At 51.4% G+C, this 21925-nt stretch carries 21 protein-coding genes, 1 tRNA gene and 1 pseudogene; 15 read left to right on the top strand and 8 right to left on the bottom strand.

The genetic code is table 11. The annotated features are described in order from the left end of the window. Together IPI86_RS11170 and deoC are read right to left on the bottom strand one after the other, a co-directional pair. Positions 1-2419 (bottom strand): annotated as a pseudogene (locus tag IPI86_RS11170) (aldehyde dehydrogenase family protein); the annotation flags it as partial. Positions 2420-2522: 103 nt separating this feature from the next. Beyond that, a complete protein-coding gene (deoC, locus tag IPI86_RS11165; RefSeq protein ID WP_345298090.1) occupies positions 2523-3482 on the bottom strand; it encodes a deoxyribose-phosphate aldolase in 960 nt (319 codons plus the stop codon). A gap of 93 nt (positions 3483-3575) precedes the next feature. Here deoC and IPI86_RS11160 point away from each other — a divergent pair, with 93 nt between their 5' ends. Continuing rightward, positions 3576-4175: a hypothetical protein gene (locus IPI86_RS11160; RefSeq protein ID WP_345298089.1), complete on the top strand. Its 600-nt coding sequence runs from the start codon at positions 3576-3578 to the stop codon at positions 4173-4175. A gap of 134 nt (positions 4176-4309) precedes the next feature. Here the strand turns inward: IPI86_RS11160 and IPI86_RS11155 are convergent, their stop codons facing one another. Then, positions 4310-5407 (bottom strand): succinylglutamate desuccinylase/aspartoacylase family protein, encoded by a 1098-nt coding sequence (locus IPI86_RS11155; protein WP_345298088.1) that lies wholly within the window; start codon positions 5405-5407, stop codon positions 4310-4312. 145 nt (positions 5408-5552) lie between these two features. On the opposite strand from IPI86_RS11155, the gene IPI86_RS11150 reads away from it, so the two are divergent. The 5 genes from IPI86_RS11150 to IPI86_RS11130 all read left to right on the top strand — a co-directional run bounded on the left by IPI86_RS11150 (position 5553) and on the right by IPI86_RS11130 (position 8999). After that, on the top strand, positions 5553-6392 hold the full coding sequence (locus IPI86_RS11150; RefSeq protein WP_345298087.1) for a hypothetical protein: 840 nt from the start codon (positions 5553-5555) through the stop codon (positions 6390-6392). Between the two features lie 63 nt (positions 6393-6455). After that, entirely contained in the window at positions 6456-6986 is a 531-nt protein-coding gene (locus tag IPI86_RS11145; protein WP_345298086.1) for a DinB family protein, read from the top strand. A gap of 66 nt (positions 6987-7052) precedes the next feature. After that, positions 7053-7916: a hypothetical protein gene (locus IPI86_RS11140; RefSeq protein WP_345298085.1), complete on the top strand. Its 864-nt coding sequence runs from the start codon at positions 7053-7055 to the stop codon at positions 7914-7916. A gap of 7 nt (positions 7917-7923) precedes the next feature. Further along, positions 7924-8247, top strand: coding sequence for a TfoX/Sxy family protein (locus tag IPI86_RS11135; RefSeq protein WP_345298084.1), 324 nt, complete (start codon positions 7924-7926; stop codon positions 8245-8247). A gap of 62 nt (positions 8248-8309) precedes the next feature. After that, positions 8310-8999: a transglycosylase SLT domain-containing protein gene (locus IPI86_RS11130; protein WP_345298083.1), complete on the top strand. Its 690-nt coding sequence runs from the start codon at positions 8310-8312 to the stop codon at positions 8997-8999. Positions 9000-9016: 17 nt separating this feature from the next. Here IPI86_RS11130 and IPI86_RS11125 read toward each other — a convergent pair whose 3' ends face one another. Continuing rightward, positions 9017-10384, bottom strand: a complete 1368-nt coding sequence (locus IPI86_RS11125; RefSeq protein WP_345298082.1) for an ATP-binding protein — start codon at positions 10382-10384, stop codon at positions 9017-9019. 86 nt (positions 10385-10470) lie between these two features. Then, positions 10471-11148, bottom strand: coding sequence for a response regulator transcription factor (locus IPI86_RS11120; RefSeq protein ID WP_345298081.1), 678 nt, complete (start codon positions 11146-11148; stop codon positions 10471-10473). A gap of 70 nt (positions 11149-11218) precedes the next feature. Here IPI86_RS11120 and IPI86_RS11115 point away from each other — a divergent pair, with 70 nt between their 5' ends. Both IPI86_RS11115 and IPI86_RS11110 read left to right on the top strand, forming a co-directional pair. Further along, a complete protein-coding gene (locus IPI86_RS11115; RefSeq protein ID WP_345298080.1) occupies positions 11219-11818 on the top strand; it encodes a sugar transferase in 600 nt (199 codons plus the stop codon). Positions 11819-11945: 127 nt separating this feature from the next. Next, complete coding sequence (locus tag IPI86_RS11110) at positions 11946-12389, top strand: hypothetical protein (RefSeq protein WP_345298079.1); 444 nt, start codon at positions 11946-11948, stop codon at positions 12387-12389. A 61-nt stretch (positions 12390-12450) separates the two neighbouring features. On the opposite strand, the gene IPI86_RS11105 is transcribed toward IPI86_RS11110, so the two are convergent. From IPI86_RS11105 to IPI86_RS11095, 3 genes are all read right to left on the bottom strand, one after another. Continuing rightward, complete coding sequence (locus IPI86_RS11105) at positions 12451-13392, bottom strand: hypothetical protein (protein WP_345298078.1); 942 nt, start codon at positions 13390-13392, stop codon at positions 12451-12453. Positions 13393-13522: 130 nt separating this feature from the next. After that, a complete protein-coding gene (gene wecB, locus IPI86_RS11100; protein WP_345298077.1) occupies positions 13523-14623 on the bottom strand; it encodes a UDP-N-acetylglucosamine 2-epimerase (non-hydrolyzing) in 1101 nt (366 codons plus the stop codon). 61 nt (positions 14624-14684) lie between these two features. Beyond that, positions 14685-15998 (bottom strand): nucleotide sugar dehydrogenase, encoded by a 1314-nt coding sequence (locus IPI86_RS11095; RefSeq protein ID WP_345298076.1) that lies wholly within the window; start codon positions 15996-15998, stop codon positions 14685-14687. Between the two features lie 138 nt (positions 15999-16136). On the opposite strand from IPI86_RS11095, the gene IPI86_RS11090 reads away from it, so the two are divergent. The 7 genes from IPI86_RS11090 to IPI86_RS11060 all read left to right on the top strand — a co-directional run bounded on the left by IPI86_RS11090 (position 16137) and on the right by IPI86_RS11060 (position 21907). Continuing rightward, a complete protein-coding gene (locus tag IPI86_RS11090; protein ID WP_345298075.1) occupies positions 16137-16742 on the top strand; it encodes an NfeD family protein in 606 nt (201 codons plus the stop codon). Positions 16743-16754: 12 nt separating this feature from the next. Then, positions 16755-17660 carry an SPFH domain-containing protein gene (locus IPI86_RS11085; protein WP_345298074.1) on the top strand — a complete coding sequence of 302 codons (906 nt, stop codon included), beginning with the start codon at positions 16755-16757 and terminating at the stop codon, positions 17658-17660. Between the two features lie 59 nt (positions 17661-17719). After that, a complete protein-coding gene (locus tag IPI86_RS11080) occupies positions 17720-18151 on the top strand; it encodes a GNAT family N-acetyltransferase (RefSeq protein ID WP_345298073.1) in 432 nt (143 codons plus the stop codon). Further along, entirely contained in the window at positions 18148-19176 is a 1029-nt protein-coding gene (locus tag IPI86_RS11075) for an acyltransferase (RefSeq protein WP_345298072.1), read from the top strand. Before IPI86_RS11080 ends, IPI86_RS11075 begins: the two co-directional genes overlap by 4 nt. Before the next feature lie 55 nt (positions 19177-19231). Then, entirely contained in the window at positions 19232-20368 is a 1137-nt protein-coding gene (locus IPI86_RS11070; protein WP_345298071.1) for an HRDC domain-containing protein, read from the top strand. Continuing rightward, on the top strand, positions 20358-21752 hold the full coding sequence (locus IPI86_RS11065) for an MBL fold metallo-hydrolase (RefSeq protein WP_345298070.1): 1395 nt from the start codon (positions 20358-20360) through the stop codon (positions 21750-21752). Before IPI86_RS11070 ends, IPI86_RS11065 begins: the two co-directional genes overlap by 11 nt. Before the next feature lie 68 nt (positions 21753-21820). Continuing rightward, a tRNA-Ser gene (locus IPI86_RS11060) sits at positions 21821-21907 on the top strand. Positions 21908-21925: the final 18 nt, after the last annotated feature.

Genomic DNA, 21925 nt, shown 5'->3' with positions numbered 1-21925 from the left:
CGGCACCCAGATATTCTTGACCTGAGTCGCCTCGTGCAGGAACTCGTGACCTTCGCCCTGCTCGCGGTCCATCCAATCGCGGGGCAGACCGTAGCCTGTCCATGTGCGCTTCATGTTGGATGCGGACTCGTTCTCGACGTGGTAACTGCCTTCGGCTGAGCCGAAGTACCAGACCGAGTCCACATCTTCGTGTTGCACAAGGTCTTGACCAAATGGTCACGGTCACCTGTGACGATGTTGACCACGCCGCCAGGCACATCGGAGGTGTCGAGCACCTGATAGAAGTCCATGGCGGAGAGCGGATATTTCTGGCTGGGGATCATCACCACGCTGTTGCCGCGTGCAATGGCAGGCGCCATGAGCGAGATAAATCCAAGCAATGGATTTTCATCGGGGCAGGCAATGCCGATCACACCCATAGGTTCATTGACCGCGACGGTGATTCCGCGCAGGGTGGTCTCTTGCACGGTGCCGCCGTATTTATCAGCCCATGCCGCGTAGGTGAATAATCTTTCAACGGACGCGTCCACTTCGGCTTGCGCGGACTTCTGCGTGCGTCCTGTCATTTCGACGATGCGTTTTACGAACTCTGCATTGCGAGCATCCAAGTTTTCAGCGATGAAATATAAAATTTGCGAACGGTTGTATCCGTGGCGCATCGCCCAGCCTGATGTCCGCGCTTTGTGTGCGGCTTCGACTGCATCACGAATATCTTTGCGATTGCCGTCACCGACCTGACCAACAAGTTTTCCCTTCGCGCTCAACACGCTTGAAGTGTACGCGCCATCGGGTCGCACCTGTTTGCCGCCGATGTACATCTTCGGCGTGCGATCTATCGGCGGAAGCGAATGTCCATTTGCCCGAGCAACTGTCGGCTGAGAAGGAAGCGTGGGCACGTGTTCGCCCCACTTCTTCTTTTCATCCAGTACAAACTCAGGGCGTGGACGATCCATCCATGTCGGTCTTAAATATTCAAACAAACCTTCACGTCCGCCTTCGCGCCCGTAGCCCGACTCGCGATAGCCGCCGAAGCCCGAAGCGCCGTCGAATTGATTGGTGCAATTGACCCACACCGAGCCCGCCTTGATCTTGCTCGCGACATCGAGCGCGAGGTTGATGTTATCGCTCCACACACTCGCCGCGAGACCATAGCGCGTGTTGTTCGCAAGTTCGATGGCTTCGCTCGGCGTGCGGAACGTGAGCGAGACCAGCACGGGTCCGAAAATTTCTTCCTGCACAGTTGACGCCGCAGCATCAAGCCCCGTGATGAGCGTCGGTTTATAAAACAGTCCCTTTTCGGGCAGCGCGATATTCGGCTGAAAACATTCGCCGCCTTCGGCAATGCCCGTCTTCACCCACCCATCGATCGTGTCCCATTGGCTTTGGTCAACGATCGCGCCCATGTCAATCGACTTATCGAGCGGGTCGCCCACGCGCATGTGTTCCATGCGATTTTTTAATTTTTGGATAAACTTCGCTGCGACATTTTCCTGCACTATGAGCCTTGACCCTGCGCAACAAACCTGACCCTGATTAAACCAAATCGCATCGACCACGCCTTCAACTGCTCCATCCAAATCGGCATCGTCAAACACGACGAATGGACTCTTGCCACCAAGTTCAAGCGAGAGTTTTTTCCAGAGCCAGCCGTCTGCTTGCGGAGCGTGCGCCCGACATCCGTTGAACCCGTGAACGCGATCTTATCCACATCGGGATGTTCAACGATCATCGAGCCTGCGCTGCTGCTTCCAGTAATGACATTCACCACGCCAGCGGGCAATCCCGCCTCGGCGACAATTTCAGCGAACAACAACGCCGTGAGTCTTGTGTACGAAGCAGGCTTCAACACAACCGTGTTGCCCATCGCAATCGCAGGCGCGATCTTCCACGCCAGCATCAACAGCGGGAAATTCCACGGGATGATCTGCCCCACCACACCGACGGGTTGATAGTCGCGCAGTTCAGTTTCCATCAACTGCGCCCAGCCCGCATAATAGTAAAAGTGACGCGCCAACAACGGCACATCAATATCGCGCGACTCACGGATCGGCTTGCCGTTGTCCATGCTCTCGAGCACCGCCAGCAAGCGCGAATGTTTCTGAAGGTTGCGTGCAATCGCATACAGATACCGCGCACGGGTCACGCCTGGAGTCTTGCTCCAAGTTTTGAACGCCTCACGCGCCGCACCCACCGCCGCATCGACTTCTTTTTGTCCAGCCTGCGTGGTCTCGGCTAATAATTCGCCATTTGAAGGATTGATGGATGAATAGAATTTCGCACCCTTCGGCGTCACCCACTCGTTGTTGATGAACAAGCCGAACTTGCGTCCATGTTCATCCAGCCACGCTTTGACAGCATCAGGCGCTTCGGGCGCAGGTCCGTATTCCATGGTGTTGAAGATTTCAAGTATTTTGCTCATATTCAACAACTCCAGGTCAAGCAACCTGCGAAAGGCACTAAGGATCACAAGAAAAGCCTTTTTTCTTTCGTCCGCGTCTTTGTGTCCTTCGTGTTTAAACTGCTTATCCCATCGGCATGTGATGTTTCGCCGCGTAGTGACCTGTGATGTAGTGATACAACTGCCGCTCGATGTCGGTCAACAGGCTGCTTGCGCCAATGCGGAACAGATCATTCTTCAGCCATTCGTCGCCGAGTTCTTCCTTCATCAGCGACTGCCACGCCATCGCCTGCTTCGCGGAGCTGATTCCGCCCGCGGGCTTGAATCCCACTTTGTAGCCGAAGCGGTCGAGATAATCGCGCAAGGCGCGGATCATCACGAGGCTCACTTCGAGAGTCGCATTGGTCGGCTCTTTGCCTGTGGAGGTCTTGATAAAGTCCGAGCCTGCCATCATGGACACCAAACTGGCTTGATAGACCTGCTTGAGCGAACCAAGTTCACCCGTGGCAAGGATGGTCTTCATGTGCGCGTCACCGCAGGCTTTGCGGAATTGTTGCAGTTCGTCGTACATGGCTTGCCAATCGCCAGTCAACACATAATTGCGGGCGATGACCACGTCAATTTCTTTGGCGCCTGCTTCCACGGCTTGCTCAATTTCTTGAATGCGCTGTGGCAGAGGAGTCTGTCCCGCAGGAAAACCTGTCGCGACAGAGGCAACTGGAATGTTAGAGCCTTGAAGCGCGTGGACTGCATCCGCGACACGGTTGGGGTACACGCACACCGCACCAACGGTGATCCGCTCGCCGTTCAATCCAAGTTTTTCAAGCATATCGGGGCGCAGCGGTTGTTTTGCCTTTGCGCACAGACGATGCACACGCCCAGGCGTATCGTCGCCTGCGAGGGTGGTCAGGTCAATGTTGGTGATGGCGCGTAAAAGCCATGCCGCCTGCCAATCCTTTTTCACGGTGCGGCGACCTGTGAGCGTGGCGGTGCGCCGCTCCACCGCGCTTTTGTTGATGTGCGCGCCCATCACCCAATCAAGGTCAAGGGGCGTGCCGGGGTTACGAGTGTGATTTGTAGTCATGGAAACTCCAAAATATTTGTCTGACATCATTATACAGCGAAAGAGTTGTTGTATTCGCAAAAACTTTGCCCCCACCGTCGTGTTAATGAAGGTATGTCCCAACAACCTTATGTAATTGCGATCAGTGGAGACTCAGGAGCTGGGAAGACCACCCTGGTTCATCAACTTGTATCTTTATTTGGAAATGCGGTTTCGCTACTATTGGATGACTACACCGAAGATGCGATCTACCCACCTACCCTCGATTGGCTCAAGAACGGCGCAAATCCTGACGAATTCATTACACCTCAATTTGTTGCCAATCTAAAAGCTTTACGTGATGGCAGGAGCATCATTCACCCTGAAAGCAAAGCGAAAATTTTTCCAGCTGAATATATTATCCTTGAAGAGCCTTTCGGAAGGTCTCGTACTGTTATGAAAGACTTGATCGACTATCACGTTCAAGTTCAAATCCCACCTGAGTTGGCATTAGCCCGCAGGGTATTAAGAAATATCAACAGGCTGGAGGATAATGGGTATGGAGAAGGTCTCAAGGAATTTTTAGAATGGTATATAAGGGCAGGCAGGGATTTTTTCGCAGCCGTTCGCGAGCAAGCCTCAAAAGACGTTGATCTCGTTGTGAATGGAGAGCTTCCGACAGATATCCTTGCACAAAAAATATTTGAAACAATTCGAGCCAGGCAAATATCATAAAAGGCAGTCAGAATACGCCGCTGCTCAGATTCCAAATAGCACCCTGCACCTATTTCAAGATGCAGGGCATGTGCAACCATGACCCGTCCACATGAATTGGCGGACAAGATCAATAAATTCTTTTCAAATAATCGTTAATCGAAATATTTTTCTGGATACTCGCCGATACGCGGCTCTTCATCGCGGATCGCCAACAACATTGCGGCATCGCCGGGATAATACAAAATCCCCGTCGGCCGTGAGATGACAAAGCCATCGTATTCCGAGTTCAACACACCCAACGACCTGCCCCACGCATCACGCATTTCCACCAGCGGGTCACCGACCTTCACAAAATCGCCCGGCTCCTTGAGGTGGTGAACGACGCAGGATTGCGTCACTCGCGCCACACTGCGCCGATGAGTTGGGAAGCCAGGGTCCACCACTTTGATGCCAGTGATCGGCTCCATCTCGCCGCCCAACATGCCGCCCCAACGCATTACATTTCGCAAACCTGCAACACTTGCATTAACCACTTCGGGCGTGGGCGTGTACGGACTGCTAAGTTCGGCCGTCAATGCAGGGATGCCTGCCAGCATCGTTACTGCTGCCGTGGTGGCGCGATGCAATTTTTCATTGATGTATTTTTCAACCGCAAAATCAGCGGTGACGGTGTGGCCGTAGGCCTGGGCCATTTCATCCATTTTGATGCTGACTTCCTCGGCGCGCTTGCGAGCAGATTCATCGCCCTTACGATACAAAATGCGGTCACGAAAAATGAACGACAATGAACCATTGCTCATACAGTGCAGATCAAAATAAAAGGAAGCGGTATTCTTGATCTCTTCGAACAATCGCCCGTATGCCTGCTCTAAGGCTGAAGGCGGAGCCTTGTCTGGGTCTGTTTTCGGCGCACGTCCATCAGGAAAGAGACGATTCGGATCACCAGCGTGATAGTAGGCTTGGCGGTTCAACGTCCGCAAGCCAGCAGGGTTCAAGGCAGGGATGGCAACGATTGTCCCGTGCAATTTCTCCACCAACTCGGACGTAATCAATTTATGAATAACTTGAATCCCCGCGTGTTCAATGCCGTGAATCCCCGCCGTGATCCAGAACACTGGGCCATCCTCTTTTCCTTGAGCGATGATGACCGGCAGCGCATCCGCCCCGCCGACCGGGTGCTGAACCAGAAAATATTCTCCATATGCGATCTCGCCGCGTTTGGCGGTAGCGGTACCGATAGTGAGTGCCATTGACTTAATCCTTTATGATGATTTTTTTGAGAAGTGTGAGTATAAACCGAAAGTTGTATAATTTGATCGTTGCCCCATTATAAAATAATGGGAACGCCCTGTCTGTGTGGCTTGGTGCAGGAAATCACTATTTTCGAGGTGAGCTATGAGTTTCAAGCAGGAATTTCCTTATTTCGATGAATGCTTTCCCTTCCTGGATCATTTCATTCTTGATCTGGTCAGGACGTACAACACAGGAGAACTTAATTCCTGGGATGAACTGGATGCAAGAGTGAAGTCATTCTTCACTAGTGAAGTCATGGATAATGTCGAGGCAACGGCTCCCGGTTGGAAAAAGATGGCCTCCTATTCAGAGGGCATCACACTTACCCATGTGATATGCGTATTTCTGGGAATGTACATGCTGCCCGAATTTCAAGCATTATCTCTGGAACAAAAGCAGATCGCGAAATGGATCATCCTGTTCCACGATATCGATAAAGCCCACCTTCGCGGGCGCAGGGATACGATGCATGCCTTCAATTCAGCGGTCATTGCCGCTAATACATTGCCGGGCATTGGTTTCTCCATCACCAGTAAATACCCCGAATTGATCGAACCGTGGAGCGAATATACCCGCCAGGCTTTCTTGCAGCTTGCTGGTGAACAGTGGCCCAAACCCGATAATCAGAAACTTCCCAGAATCCTTTCTGAGATCGAAGAATTATTTGGAGAAAACACCCCTGCCACACTGATCGTAAAAACTGCCCTGTTACATATCTCGCTTGCCGTTGATAAAAACTACCCCACCCCATCACCTTTAACGGATGCCGAGGCGAAGGAGTTTATTGACCCAACCCTGTTCCCGCTTCTAAAAGTCATGATGCTGGCAGATAATGAGGGCTGGTCTCTGTTTTATCCAGAAGTTAGAGATCAGCAAAAACATGATGCATTGGCAGAGTTTGACAGGATTCGAAAATTTATTTTTGCAACTAATGGCCATTAGAGGTAAGATAATTCCCCTCAAATGGAACAGGAAGTAAAATATTTCTTGCCTGCAGGAGATCAAATGATGCTCACACCCCCAACTCCCGAAGAGTACGCTTCTTTTTATTCAGACTATATCCAACGAGCCACAGAGCGTGGGGATGTCATTGCCGCCCTGCCTATCCAGATCAATGAGCTTAATGCCGCACTTGGGGATCTTTCCGACGAACAAGCCCGCTTCCGCACTGGACCTGCGGAATGGTCCATCAAAGAGATCGTCAGCCATCTGATAGATGTCGAGCGCGTCTTCTCCTACCGTTTGCTGTGCATCTCTCGTAACGACCAGACGTCTCTGCCCGGCTTCGAACAGGATGACTACGTCCGCGAATCTGGCGCGGATGAGCTTCCGCTGGTTGACTTGCTAATTGAATTCGAATTCCTGCGCCGTGGCAACATCCTTGCGGTCAGCCATATGAGCGAAGAGGCGCTAAACCGCATCGGCACCGCCAGCGGGGCGGCTATCAGCGCAAAGGCCTTAGTCTACATGCTCGTCGGCCACGTGGAACATCACATGGCCAGTATGAACGAGAAATATCTGCCAAATCTTCGTTAATAAATCCCTTGACAGCCTAGAACATGTGTTCTAAAATTCGGCCTACCTAACCAAATGGAGGTCGAAATGGCAACTTATCAACGCAATCTCGGCGATGGCTTGAAAACCATCTGGAACAATTTTATTCGCAACCGAAAATTCAACCGTGGCGCCGCCTGGGGGATGATGATCATCGGCGCATTGCTGGCTTTTGAAGTATTCAACTTCAGCACCACCCAATTCGCCCTGCGCGACATGCTCGGTGACCTTACCTTCGCTGGCTTTCGCTGGGCAACCATCCTCGCTGTAGCCTTCTGCGGCATCGATTTTGCAGGCATTGCCCGCATCTTCACCCCCGAGCAGGGACGTGATGAACCCGCTGAAGTTTATTATCTCTTTGGCGCATGGTTGCTAGCCGCAGGTTTCAACGCTACCCTGACCTGGTGGGGCGTATCCGTTGCAGTGGCAAAGAACACCAACCTGCAGTCCAGCGCGGTACTCAGCCCTGAACAGCTTGCCAAAGTGGTTCCCATTTTTGTAGCTGTCATGGTCTGGCTGGTGCGTTTGCTGATCATCGGCACATTCTCCCTCGCTGGTGACCGCCTGTTTACCACCGCCGAGCAGCAGCCTGCTCAATATAAGCCGCAATATCAATCCCAACCGCAAACCCAGCGCACTAATTACAACAACCCCCAGCCGCGCCCAGCCTACCAGCAAAACTCACAGCCGCAGCGTTCATCCTACAATCAGCCTGTGAACCAGCCTGTTTTGCGGCCAGCCTCTCAAATTGCCCGTCCGGCGAACAGCCCAAGTACAACAAACTTCCGTCCCGCACCCAAACCAACGGTCAATTCCACGCAGACTTCGTTTATCCCGCCCGAGCCCACGTATCATCCTATTTCATACGAAGCCCGCAATTCAGAGAGCTCCACCCGTCACTACGACGCCTAATTGAGTCATGTCCTACGATGAAGTATTAGCGGACCGTATCAGAAAAATACTTCTGCCGATCGCATTGGAGAAAAGAATGTTCGGCGGCATCGGCTTCATTGTGGATGGCAATATGGCAATCGGTGTTTATCAAGAATATTTGATCGTCCGCGTGGGAGCGGAACAGTATGCCACTGCATTGAAAAAGAAGGGCGCCAGACCTTTCGATATCACAGGCAAACCAATGACAGGATGGGTCATGGTTTCGCAGGAAGGCTGTGGCACAAAACAATCGCTTGAAAAATGGATATCAACCGCCATGGAGTTTGTTGCGACGCTTCCGCCGAAATGACACAACCAAATAAATAAATTTTCGAGCACGGGTCCTTGAGACCCAGAAAAGAGAATATAGTTATGCCCCGCGCTCGCACATCACAAAATGATCGGCAAACAGCCGCGTCCCCGCAGGAACAAGGGAGCGGCTGTTTGTCTGGTTTTACCATCGTTCCGCTTTCAGTCATCCTCATCAGTTACTTGCTGGCTTCGCTTGCCCTGAAAACGAATCCCGCTCCATCTGTAAATTCGGAAATGCCGCCTGCCGCATCAACCGGCATTTCTCCCATCTTCACGCCTGAGATTCAGTATTGGGCAGGAAACATCATCCAATGGGCGGCCGCTTCGCAACTGGACCCGAATCTGGCTGCCACCATCATGCAGATCGAATCCTGTGGAGACCCTCGCGCAAGATCCAGCGCCGGGGCCATGGGACTCTTTCAGGTCATGCCGTTTCACTTTTACACCGCGGATAATCCATACGACCCCGATACCAATGCCGCCCGCGGGCTGGACTATCTTCTCAGGTCGCTCAATGCTGGCGGGGGAGACGCCCGTCTTGCAATGGCAGGTTATAACGGCGGTATCGGTATCATCAGCCGCGCCGAGTGGGCCTGGTCCGCTCAAACGAAAAGATACATTCAATATGGCGTTCCCATCTATCAAGATGCACGCAATGGACTTTCCGTGAGCAATGCTGTCACTGAATGGTATGAGAAATACGGAGCGAGTCTATGCCGTCAGGCGCACGAGAGACTCGGGTTGCCTTAATTCCCCCAACTATCAAACTATTTTACAACCCCCAACCAGATTACAAACGTTGTTCCCTTGCCTTCTTTTGATTCAACCTTGATCTGTCCGCCGTGATTTTCCACGATCCATTGCGCAATGGACAAGCCCAGCCCAAATCCGCTGGAAGTGGAACGGGTGCGCGATTTTTCGGCACGGTAGAAACGATCAAAGATATGGGGCAGATCCTCTGCTGGGATGCCCGGGCCTGTGTCCCGTATGATGAGGCGCGCCTGGTCGCCGATCTTCTTCATGCTGAGGAAAACATCCCCGCCCTGCGGCGTATACTGAATCGCATTCGCAACCAAATTCAATAATACCTGTTTCAAGCGGTCACGGTCACCGTTGACCATCACCTGATCAATCTCGTTGAGGTGGACATGCACTTTGCTTCCAGCCAGCACGCACATTTCAGTAAAAACTTCGGTGAGCAAAAGATCGAGTTCGACGGGTTTCAGTATAAGCGTGAGTTTTCCCGATTCAGCTTGCGCAAGCATGAGCAGACCACCGACGAGGCGCGTGAGCCTGCCCGCTTCCTGATCGATACTGGTGAGAGATTCTTCATCCACCTGTTTGAAGTGGCGCATCAGATCCACATTGCCTTTGATGACGGTGAGCGGCGTGCGCAGTTCGTGACTCACATCGGCGAGGAATCTTTGCTGCGAAGTGAAAAGCGATTCCAAACGTTCGAGTGTTTGATTGAACGAAGTGATCAGTTCGCCGATCTCATCTTCGGAGCGTTCCTGTGACGGAATGCGCCGCGATAGATCGTCGGCACGGTTGATCTGATCGACGGTTTCAGTGATGGCTTCGAGAGGGGAGAGGGCGCGTCCCAGTATCACCCACGAGCCAAACCCCGCCAGCAAAACGGCTACCACTGAAATCGCCGCCATCATTGAAAGCAGATTGCCCTGCGTGGCGTCGACCACGCTCAAACTTGCGCCGACTTGCAGTGTGCCAATGAAACGCTCTCCAACTTTGAGCGGAACGCTCAACACCCGCAGGTGGGCTCCATTCAGGTAGGAATCTTTGTACATGACAAGTTCAGATTCAAGTCCAGATGGATCGAGGGGTTTGGTCAATGTGCCGATACTGGGAGAAGTTGCGATGATCTTGTTGTCGGGTCCCCATACTTGCACATACGCATTCGAAGTCATATCGAGCGGGGGCAGACTGATCAAATTCAGTTCGCCCATCGGGTTGACTTTGGTCACCTGTGTGATATCGCGCACCACGCCCGCCAGCATGGTATCCACTTGATTGAGCAGGATCACATTGACAAGGATGTACACTGCCGCGCCAAAGATGAGCAGAATGCCGCTCATGAAAGTGGAATATAAAAGGGTGAGGCGCAGACGCAATGACATGGGAAAAGTTTAATCCTGCGAGTTTAGGATAACCTGAGAAATTCTCTGTGAAAAAAAGAAGCGGCAGTCACGCTGCCGCTTATCAGTTACGGATTTTCCCGCATTACATATCCCACGCCGCGCACGGTGTGGATGAGACGGGCCTCGCCTTCGCCTTCCAATTTCTGGCGCAAATAGCGAATATATACTTCAAGCACGTTACTCTCGCCGCCGAAATCGTAGCCCCACACGCGGTCAAAAATGACTTCGCGCGTTAGCACCTGCTTGGGGTGGCGCAGGAATAATTCAAGCAGTTCATATTCTTTCGCGGTCAACGCCACAAGGCGGGTTCCGCGTGCGGCCTGTCGTGAACCGGTATCAAGTGAAAGGTCTGCAAATTTCAATACAGGGATTCGCTCGGGTTGTGTTCGGCGCAAAAGGGCGCGCACACGCGCCAGCAATTCGTCGAGATTAAATGGCTTTACCATGTAATCATCCGCGCCCGCATCCAACCCTTGAATGCGGTCCTGCACGGTATCTTTTGCAGTCAGCATCAGGATCGGGATCGAACCACCCGTTCGCAATCGGTTGCACACCTCAAGCCCGTCCATGCCGGGCAGCATCCAATCCAAAACGACCAGATCGGGGGTGTGGTCGCGCGCGGCGATCAAGCCCATGCGCCCATCGGTTGCCGTGTCCACGGTATAACCTTCATAAGCCAGGCCTCGTTGTAAAAGTTTGAGAATTGCCTGGTCATCTTCGATAATTAGGATTCGCTCATTCATGGCTGCTGTACTCCTGTGCAAAATATACCATAAACTTTAGACACTTCCAAAGTCTGGTTATAATACGAACATGCCTTTGAGTAAACGCATTTTCGATCTAACCTTCGCACTGATTGCCCTCATCATTCTTTCCCCTGTTTTGATTCTCACTGCGATCTTCGTCCGCATCTTTATCGGATCGCCGATCTTATTTACACAGCAGCGCCCAGGTTACAAGGGACGTCCATTTCACATTTATAAATTTCGTTCGATGACGAACCGCTTCGCCCGTGACGGAAGCCTGCTCCCGGACGCCGAGCGGCTCACACGCTTTGGCAGGATTCTCCGCTCTCTCTCGCTAGACGAATTGCCCGAACTCTTCAACATTCTGCGCGGCGAGATGAGCTTTGTCGGTCCGCGCCCGCTGTTGATGGATTATCTCCCGCTTTACTCACCTGAGCAAATGCGTCGGCATGATGTAATGCCCGGGCTGACAGGCTGGGCACAAGTCAACGGACGAAACGCCATTGACTGGCCATCCCGTTTCCGCATGGATGTTTGGTATGTTGATAATTGGTCTTTCTGGCTGGATATTCGAATCATCTTTATGACGGTCTCGAAAGTGGTCTTACGCGAAGGCGTCAATCAAGTGGGGCAATCCACGGTGGAGTATTTCAAAGGGGAACAATAACTTGGCCATGAATAAAATGTGGCCTTTTATATTATGTATTTTTCTTATCACAGCCTGTGGGGTGGATCTTTCAGGGAGGCCGCCCTTTGAAGAAATGACTTTCTCCCCGGATTACACCAATATCTCAATGCCTGACAGCCGAACATGGAATGTCACCTACGAATATTCCACAGACACCACATTCACGGGAGTCGTCCGCCATGTTTCGCTTTGGTACGATTCGGGCGCACCCTTTATGTCACATGACATTCTCGTGACGACGGGCGATTTCGCCTCACAAGAGGCAGTGGATACGACTGTGTTTGCCCACAAATTCTTCTATCACTGGGACGGGGTGCCGCCAAGCGGGAGTATCAACCTCCTGCATATCGTCCCACTCAATACAGAGATATTTGAGCAGTTGACGCAGATCAGCAAATGGAATCATGTGACGATCAGCGGGCGGGAAATATTAAAGATCGATCTTTTTGACAACGATGGAAGTTATCTCGGTTTCATGACGGATATGGGCTGCAATACTATTTTGGTCAAATCTGTGACCATCAACGCTGAGGGAACACCCATTCCTTGACAATAAAAAGAAGGCGCTCCTTTTAGAGCGCCTTCTTTTTGTGTTACAAATTTTTGAAAGATTAGTACCAGATCCTGAAGGATGTCGTGGTCTTTCCGCTTAGATTTCCGAAAGAACATGCTACGTCTGTGTAGATCAAACTACCATAAGGCTGACTGACGAATGAAAGCGGCACGATTCCCACGCCGTTCGTGTTGGTGTTCAGCGGCACAGTCTCTGTGCGGCCATCCGGCCAGTGGACCATGGTGGAGCAGGTCGCATTTGCGATGGGCTGCAGGTTTTGGTCCTGTACGATAACAAAGACCAGTTGAGAATCGCTGGAGAGGGTTACGGCCTTCCAAACGAAGGCGCGCACCTGTAAACTGATCACATCCTGGGTGGTGTTGTTCAGCGGCTTGACGGGGGAGAGCAGGCCAGGGTCTTCGCCGAGAGTATCGAAATACATGCGGCCCAGGTCTGAAACCACCACGCGCTGACCTTCCATCTTCCAAGGCTGCCACTCCAGGCGGGCTTTTTCGAAATACTGCACGATCTTGTTCTCGTGATACTCAAAGCCCGAGATGGGATACCCAAATTGGGTGACCCCGCCGTATTGATCGAAAAATTCAAGAAATGCAAAACAAACAGCGTAACCAGTTTCAGAATAAGTGCGGCATGCCAGCGTGTTGGCAACGTTCAGCGGCCCGGTGGAGACAAAGGTCTGACGGCCAAGTTGTGTCAGCAGTACCCGCTGTCCTGCAGGTTGATTCGGGTCATATTCAAAGCGGGCGCGCTGGAAATATTGAACAGTCTTGTTGCTTTTGTCAACAAATTCTTCGGTGATTGGGTAGCCATAAAGGAACAGGGCGTTGGGATTGCTGTTATAGAAGACCAGAAATTCCCCTTTTACATTGTGTCCGGTCTCGCTAAAATACTTTGAACCTTGATCTTGTGCGCGAACAGGTCCCCAGCTGGTACTGAGCAAGAAAATAGCAAGCACTACAGCAAATGATCGGCGCAACATCTTTTTTTTCCTGTTTCCATTATACTCAGAAATTTTTCGTGTAACATTACAAACTTCTTTTTTTCACATTACAGGTAACTATCTTCCAAAAATGAAATTGAAAGGAGGTCTTCCATCACCGGAATTGGGATTATTTTTCCAACAGTGCCTGGATGATCATCTCTGCTGCGTGTCCATCGCCATATGGATTGGCAGCTTTGGCCATTTGAGCATAGGCGGATTTGTCATACAACAATCGCTTCGCTTCTTCGACGATGTGACTGGTCTCTGTTCCAACAAGTTTGAGCGTACCCGCTTTTACTCCCTCCGGGCGTTCGGTGACATCTCGTAAAACGAGGGTTGGCACTCCAAATGCAGGGGCTTCTTCCTGGATTCCGCCCGAATCTGTCAGGATGAGTGTGGCATGTTTCATCAAATGAACAAGCGGCAGGTAGTCCAGAGGCGGCAGGAGGGTGATGTGATCCACATCTTTGAGAATCCTGTTCACAGGTTCCTGCACATTTGGGTTCAGATGCACAGGGTAGACGATTTCCACGCCAGCTTCCTGTGAAAGCTCTTTGAGGGCATGGCAAATATCTTCCATGGGTTTCCCAAAATTTTCACGGCGATGTGCCGTGACGAGGATAAGTTTGGAGGAAGTCAGTTTTTCCTGCACGAGTTGCGTGATCTCTTGCGGCTCGGATTGTTTCGAAACGAATTGCAAAGCATCAATGACTGTGTTGCCTGTGACCTTGATGATGTTTTCATCCACGCCTTCGCGCAGTAAATTATCACGCGACCAGTCAGTGGGGGCAAAGTGCATGTCGGCGGTGACGCCGGCAATGCGGCGGTTGATCTCTTCGGGGAAGGGCTGCCACTTGTCGTGGGTGCGCAAGCCTGCTTCCACGTGACCAAATTTAATGCGGCGAAAATAAGATAAAAGGGAGGTAATGGCAACGGTGGTTGTGTCACCCTGTGCGAGCACCCAGTCGGGTTTGAAATCTTCCAGAACGGGATCGAGATGAGTGAAGATGCTTGCGCTCAACTGCGCAAGAGACTGATTGTCGCGCATCAGATCGAGATCGTAATCTGGCTGGATCTCGAACAGGTTTAGCACCTGATCGAGCATTTGCCTGTGCTGGGCTGTAACGCAGACTTTTGATTCGATCCCTGCTGTTTTTTGCAAAAGTTTTACAACTGGCGCCATTTTCACGGCTTCGGGACGGGTTCCAAAAACGGAAAGAATTTTCAATGTTTCGAGTGCCTCAACACAAGATTAGGATTTTTAATAGTTTGACGGGCTTGTGGTCAATTTATGAATTCGATTTGTTGTCGCCGATGCGGAAGAACTTGAAGCCGTTGTTTTTCCAGGCGGCGTTGTCCCAGCCATTGACCGTGTCGACAATAACTTTGGCATTGGTCTTTCCGGCGATCTCGTGCGGATCAAGCGTTGCAAATTCCTTGTGTTTTACCAGCAGAAGAAGTGTGTCGGCATCGCTGATGGCTTCTTCAAAAGTGGCCGCCATATTAATGCCTTCCATCTGCGCAGTGGGTTTGAACGGTTCCCAAGCTCTGACCTGTGCGCCTTCCTTTTGAAGCAGGTGCACCACTTCAGTTGCCGGGCTTTCACGAAGATCATCCACATCAGGTTTGTATGCGAGGCCGAGGGCTGCGATCCGTTTTCCGTTGAGTGTGCCCATGGCACGTTTGACCGTTTCCACCACAAAATGCGGCTGGGTGTCATTTACCTGCCTTGAATGGTAGATGAGCTGGGTCAATTCGGGTGCGGCTTCGACAAGGAACCAGGGATCCACACTGATGCAGTGACCACCGACGCCGGGGCCGGGGTTTAGGATCTTTACGCGCGGATGCAGATTGGCAAGCGAAATGGCTTCCCAAACATCGATGCCAAATTTATCGGAGAGCCGCGAGAATTCATTGGCGATGGCGATATTCACATCGCGGTAGGTGTTTTCCATCAATTTGACCATTTCTGCAGTGGTGGCATCGGTCTCGATGATCTTGCCTTTGACGAAGATCGAGTACAGCTCATGGCCCGCCTGGGCGGATTCGGGGGTTACGCCGCCGATGACGCGTGCGTTCTCGATCAACTCGCGCAGGATCTGTCCGGGCAAAACCCTTTCGGGAGAATATGCCAAATGGAAGTCGCGCCCAGCTTCAAGTCCGGAACGAGCGAGGATGGGGGCTACCAGGTCGATTGTGGTGCGCGGAGGAGAAGTCGATTCAAGCACGACAAGATTTCCCTTCCGCAAAAACGGCACGATGGATTCAGCGGCAGAGATCACTGCGCGCATGTCGGCCAGTTTGTAGGTTGTCCCGTTGTATTTACCGAATTCATCATTCTGAAAGGGGGTTGGGACGGCGATGATAAAAGTATCTGCCTCTTCGGGGCGGGTGGCGGCTTTGAATTTTCCCGATTGAATTGCGCTGTTCAAACCGTCGCGCAAGCCTGGCTCGTGGATATGGATCTCACCTTTGTTAAGGATATCGATGATTTGCTGGTTGATGTCCACGCCAAGAACGTTGATTCCGTGCGCGGCAAATGTGGTTGCTGTGGGGAGGCCAATGTAGCCAAGCCCAATTACACAGATTTTTTGGAATTTCACTCGGACTCCTAGGAAGGGTTTTTACTAGGGCGTATTATACAACCGCTTGCCTCAAAGTCCGACGCAACCTTAACATGACATTTACCGTATACCGAATCGAAACCTTTGCTTCTTGTTGTATAATCAATTGGAGGAACAATGGACTTTTTACTCGACCCAAATGTTGCCTATCTGATCTTTCTTGCAGGAATTGTGCTTGTGTTCATGGCAGTGGCCACCCCGGGGACCGGGGTAGTGGAAATCGGCGCCTTATTCTGCTTTGTGCTGGTTGGGTATGCGTTGTACAACCTCTCAATAAACTGGTGGGCTTTGGTCATCTTGTTGTTGAGCATTGTGCCGTTCGTTCAGGCCATTCGAAAGCCAAAAAGCCTCCTTTATCTGGTGCTTTCCATTTTGCTGGTAGTGATTGGCTCGGTGTTTTTGTTTGCCAGCGAAGATGGCAGCCTCATTTCTGTGAACCCGATCATTGCCCTGATCTCTTCCGGGTTGGTGTCTGTTTTCCTGTGGTTTGTCCTGCGTAAGGCCATTGAGGCAATTTCGCGCAGGCCTACGCATGACCTTGAGGCGCTTGTCGGCCAGGTCGGCGAGGCAAAGTCAGCCATTCATAGCGATGGGAGCGTGTACATTGCTGGGGAGATGTGGTCAGCACGCAGCGATTCTGAAATTCCAGCTGGGAGCCATGTCCGTGTAATTCGACGGGATGGTTTTACCCTGGTTGTGGAAAAACAAATAATCATTTCATAAAGGAGAAAACATATGAATGGCGTTCTTGGTTCGGTAGGTGCTTTATTTTTATGTCTGGGAGTAGGCGTTGTTGTATTTTTGGCATTCAATTTCCTTCGCATCGTGCCAGAGTATCAACGTCTCGTTGTGTTCCGCTTGGGGCGCGTTTTGGATAAGCCCAAAGGACCGGGTGTAGTTCTGCTCATCCCCGGCGCTGACCGCCCTGTCAAAGTGGATTTACGCGAACAAGTTCGTGAGGTTCCTCATCAGACCTCCATTACGAAAGATAACGCCCCGATCTCCATTGACTTCCTGTGGTATTACAAGGTACTCGACCCCGCCCAGTCGGTCTTGCAGGTAGGTAACTTTGAATCTGCCGCGGCTGGTATTGCGGCTACGACCCTGCGTGCGGTGATCGGTGGTATCCCCCTCGATGATGTGCTTTCCGAGCGCGAACACATCAACAACATGCTCCGCACCCGCCTCGATGAAGTCACCGAGCGCTGGGGTGTCAAAGTGACCAACGTTGAAATTCGCGAGATCATCCCTCCGCGTGATGTTCAGGACGCGATGAACCGCCAGATGTCTGCCGAGCGTATCCGCCGCGCCGTGGTGACTGAATCCACGGGTACACGCGAAGCCGCCGTCAACGTAGCTGAAGGTGAAAAACAATCCAACATCCTTCGCGCTGAAGGTGAAAAGCAGTCTGCCATTCTCAAGGCTGAAGGTGAACGCGAAGCCCAGCTTCTGCGCGCCGAAGGTTTTGCGAAAGCCCTCGAGCAGATCTACAACTCGGCCAAGACCATTGATCAGAAGACCATGACCCTGCAATACTTTGAAACCCTCAAGGCCATGGGCATGAGTCCTTCCACCAAATACATCTTCCCGATGGAATTCACCAGTATGATGGATAACTTCCTTAGCAAGGGCACCAAGTAATTCGCCTGTAATCCATAAATGGAATAAAATAAGGTCTCTCGCAAGAGAGACCTTATTTTATGGAAATCGTCCCCGCCAACATTTTCGACCTGAACGCGCTTCGCAAACTTGAAAAAGCCTGCTTCGACAAGGATGCATGGCCTTTATTCGATTTATTCGCCGTATTGACCTTCCCCGAAGTGATTCGACTCAAAGCCGTAGTGGATGGCCAAATGGCAGGATTCGTAGGGGGAGACCCGCGTCCGCGCGAAGGGTGGGGCTGGATCGCCACCATTGGGGTTGATCCACGCTTTCAGCGGCGCGGCATCGGGCGGGCATTGCTGCGTGCCTGCGAAGCCAAACTCGGCGTGCCGCGTTCGCGCCTGACGGTGCGAATTTCAAACATTGCCGCGATTTCTCTCTACGAACAGGAAGGCTACGCAACGACCGAGATCTGGAGCCGATATTACAGTGATGGGGAAGATGGCATGGTAATGGAGAAGAATTTATGAGCGCTGGAAAACAACGCTTGCAGGAATTCGAGGCGCTGAGGGCATTGTCCATCGTCCTGTTGTTGATCCTTCACAGCGACGTATTTTCATTGCAAGTTTTTGGCGTGGAGTTGGGTCCGATCTCGCATTTTGTCGGCGCTTTTTTATTGGGATCATTTTTCTTTTTGGCGGGCTATTTTCAGGAAGTTTCCATGCAAAAACGCGGACATGAGCCGCTGGCCTACATAAAATCAAAATTCATGCGGATCTTCCCTCCCTACTGGTTTGCCCTCGCATTATTCATCTTTGTGATGGGATATTCGCTGAAGCGCTTCGACCTGACGGTGTATCTGCTCAACATCCAGTTCATTTTCTCGCCGGCCTTCGTAAAGCAGATGCTCACGCTTTGGTATATCAGTGTTGTTGTGAGTTATTACTTCCTGTTCGGGATTCTGACCTATCGCATCCAATCCAACAGCGGATTGGCGGTTTGGTCGCTGGTGATTTTTGCCGCGACCTACGTTTTGCACAAAATGACAGGTTTGCTTGACGGCAGGTTCTTCGAATATTTTTTCATCTTTTTGGCTGGCATTTATTTTGCGCGTCTCCATCAGGTTCGCGAATGGCTCTTCAATTTGCATTTCGCTTTCAAAGTTGGGATTGCTTTTCTGGGTGTGTTGGTATTCCGCATGGCGTTGGCCTCGGGTGTTGATATTACCCACGGCTTTTACCTGCTGGCTGTGGATTTTTACATTCTCGGCTGGGTATTGATGTGGTTGGGGATCTTCCGCACCAATGTGGGTGGGTGGCGAATCTGGGCTCCCATTTCCACGGCTTCGTTTTTTGCGTATTTGTTCCACCGCCCGATCTGGTATGTGTTGGTTGGGCTGCTGGCACGCAGAGTGGGACTCTCCACAATCATGTTTCAGTTTATTCCGGGGTCGATCATTGTGCTTTTTGTGTGCTATTTTCTTCAAAATGGATACGACTCGCTGTTACACGCGGGTCGAAAGCAGGGGAATTCGCCCGCCGGGAAAGGGATATAAGCTGGCAACGGATTTAATTCCTCAGCGGCTTGTAGAAGGTTTATAATCAGTCAATATGTCCAACGTTCTGCCGCCTCCTATCTGGGTAAACACAAAGCAAGTATTACAAAAAATGATGGATGATCTCGTCACACAAAGCCGTGTGGCGGTCGACACAGAATCGAACAGCCTGCACGCGTTTCGCGAGCAGGTTTGTTTGATACAGATCACCTCATCTCATACAGACTATCTGATCGACCCGCTTGAATTGAGGGATTTGAAACTGCTCGCTCCCATCTTTTCAAACCCCAGGATCGAGAAGGTCTTTCATGCCGCCGAGTACGACTTGATCTGCCTGCGGCGTGATTTCGGTTTCTCCTTTGCGAATCTGTTCGATACGATGCATGCCGCGCGTGTGCTGGGTTATCCCGCCGTTGGCCTGGACCGATTGCTCGGCGATAAATTCAATGTCCAAATGGATAAGCGCCATCAAAAGGCAAATTGGGCCGCGCGCCCGTTGTCGAAGGAACAGATCCATTATGCGCGGTTGGACACGCATTATTTGTTTAATCTGCGCGATGCCCTTGAACAGGAATTGCGCGAAAAGAATCGCTGGGAATTTGCAAAAGATGATTTTATGCGTGCCTGCCTTTTGGATGAGGTCAAGCAGAAAACTAATGGGGAATCCTGGGAGCGATTTTCGGGGCGCAAGGATCTTTCACTGCGCGAGTTGACCGTCATGGCGCATCTGTGCAAATGGCGCGAAAAGGAAGCCGAGAAATTGAATCGTCCACTTTATAAAGTGATCATGGACGATACGCTCATCACATTATCGAAGAATCAGGCCCAGCAGAAGGTGGATCTTTCAGCAGCAGGCTTGAGCGAGAAACAGATCCATTTGTGGGGTGATGCGGTTTTGACGGCGATCCGCCAGGGGGTGTCTGCTCCACTGGTTGAGCGGAGACAGGTTGAGGCGAAGAATGATGCGTTCCTTCGTCGGCTGGAGAAATTGAAATTGTGGAGAAAAAGCGCCGGGCAGGAAATGGGCGTCGAGTCAGATGTCGTCTTGCCGAAGCCTTATTTATCGGCGTTGGCTGAAAATCCGCCAAAGGATGCGGACGAGTTGGCGGCCATGATGAAGGACACTCCATCACGTGTGGAAAAATATGGACCTCAGATCTTAAAAGTATTGGGAGGCAGGAATGCGAATTAGTTTTCACGGCGCCGCGCACACTGTGACTGGCAGCCAGCATTTGATCGAAGTCAACGGCTCGCGTCTTCTTCTGGACTGCGGCTTGTATCAAGGCAGACGTGCAGATACGTACGAACGCAATTTGAATTTCAAGCACGATCCGCGCAAGGTGAATGCAGTGATCCTTTCGCATGCGCACATTGACCATGCGGGGAATCTGCCCAACCTCATGAAGCAGGGATTCGAAGGACCGATCTTTGCCACGCACGCAACCGTTGAGCTTGCCAGCCTGATGATCGCCGACTCGGGTCATATTCAGGAATCGGATGCGGAGTATGTGAACAAGAAGCGCGCCCAGCGTGGTGAGGAACCCATTGAGCCGCTTTATACGAAGGAAGATGCCGAGCAGGTTGCAGGCATGTTTAGTGGGGTAAATTATGGCGAGGCGTTCGAACCGATTCCCGGTGTGATCGCCCGTTTTTATGAAGCGGGGCACATCCTCGGTTCGGCGGGCATTTCGCTGGATATTGAAGAAAACGGAAAGAAGACCCGTTTGTGGTTTTCCGGTGATATTGGAAGATTTAAATTGCCTTTGCTGCGAGATCCAGTTCTGCCTGATCACGCTGATTATATGATTATGGAATCGACTTATGGTGATAAACGCCATAGTGATCCTGCGATCGCATTTACTGAATTCCGTGATGTCGTGAAGCGGACAATCGAGCGCGGCGGAAAGGTGATCGTGCCCGCGTTTGCGGTTGGCCGCACACAGGAACTGGTCTATCATCTGAATGAGATGATGTCTGAACGCGAGATTCCCAACGTGCCAGTATTTGTAGATAGTCCGCTGGCGGTGAATGCCACTGCAGTTTTTCGAAACCATCCTGAATGTTATGACGAGGAGACCCGCCAGTTTGTGTTGGAAGCACGCCACCCTGCATTGGATTTCAAAATGCTGACTTATGTCAAGTCTGTGGATGAATCCAAAGCTTTGAATGAACGCACCGACCCGATGGTGATTATTTCTGCTTCGGGCATGGCTGAAACGGGGCGCATTGTCCATCATATTCGCAACAATATCGAGAATCCAAAGAATACGATCTGCATCGTTTCCTGGCAGGCGCCCAATACAATGGGGCGCAGGCTGGCAGACCGTGAGCCGCAGGTGAATATCTTTGGCGAAATATACAAACGCAAATGTGACGTCGCCACCATCGGTGGTCTCTCAGGTCACGCAGGGCAGGATTTGCTCATGAAATATGCCCTCAATGTGAAAGATAGTGTCAAACAGATATTTTTGGTTCACGGTGAAGAGAAACAGGCGATGACTTTGACGGAACTTTTGAAGGAACAGAAAATGCATGAGGTTCACTACCCTGAATTGCATGAGAGCGTGGAGTTGTAAGGGGCCATCCGCAGATTATACAGATTGGGCGGAATTTTTCGATTATAATTTCGCCCGCTTCAAAAAATGGGGAGGTGCCAGAGTGGTTGAATGGGACAGTCTCGAAAACTGTTGTGGGCTCCGGTCCACCGAGGGTTCGAATCCCTCCCTCCCCGCTAAAGTCCAGCCGAATC

The organism is Candidatus Villigracilis affinis, assembly GCF_016705895.1.
In the GTDB taxonomy this organism is placed as follows: Bacteria; Chloroflexota; Anaerolineae; order Anaerolineales; family Villigracilaceae; genus Villigracilis; species Villigracilis affinis.
The sequence above is the reverse complement of the archived record's forward strand: the minus strand, read 5'-3'. Positions and strand labels throughout refer to the sequence as shown.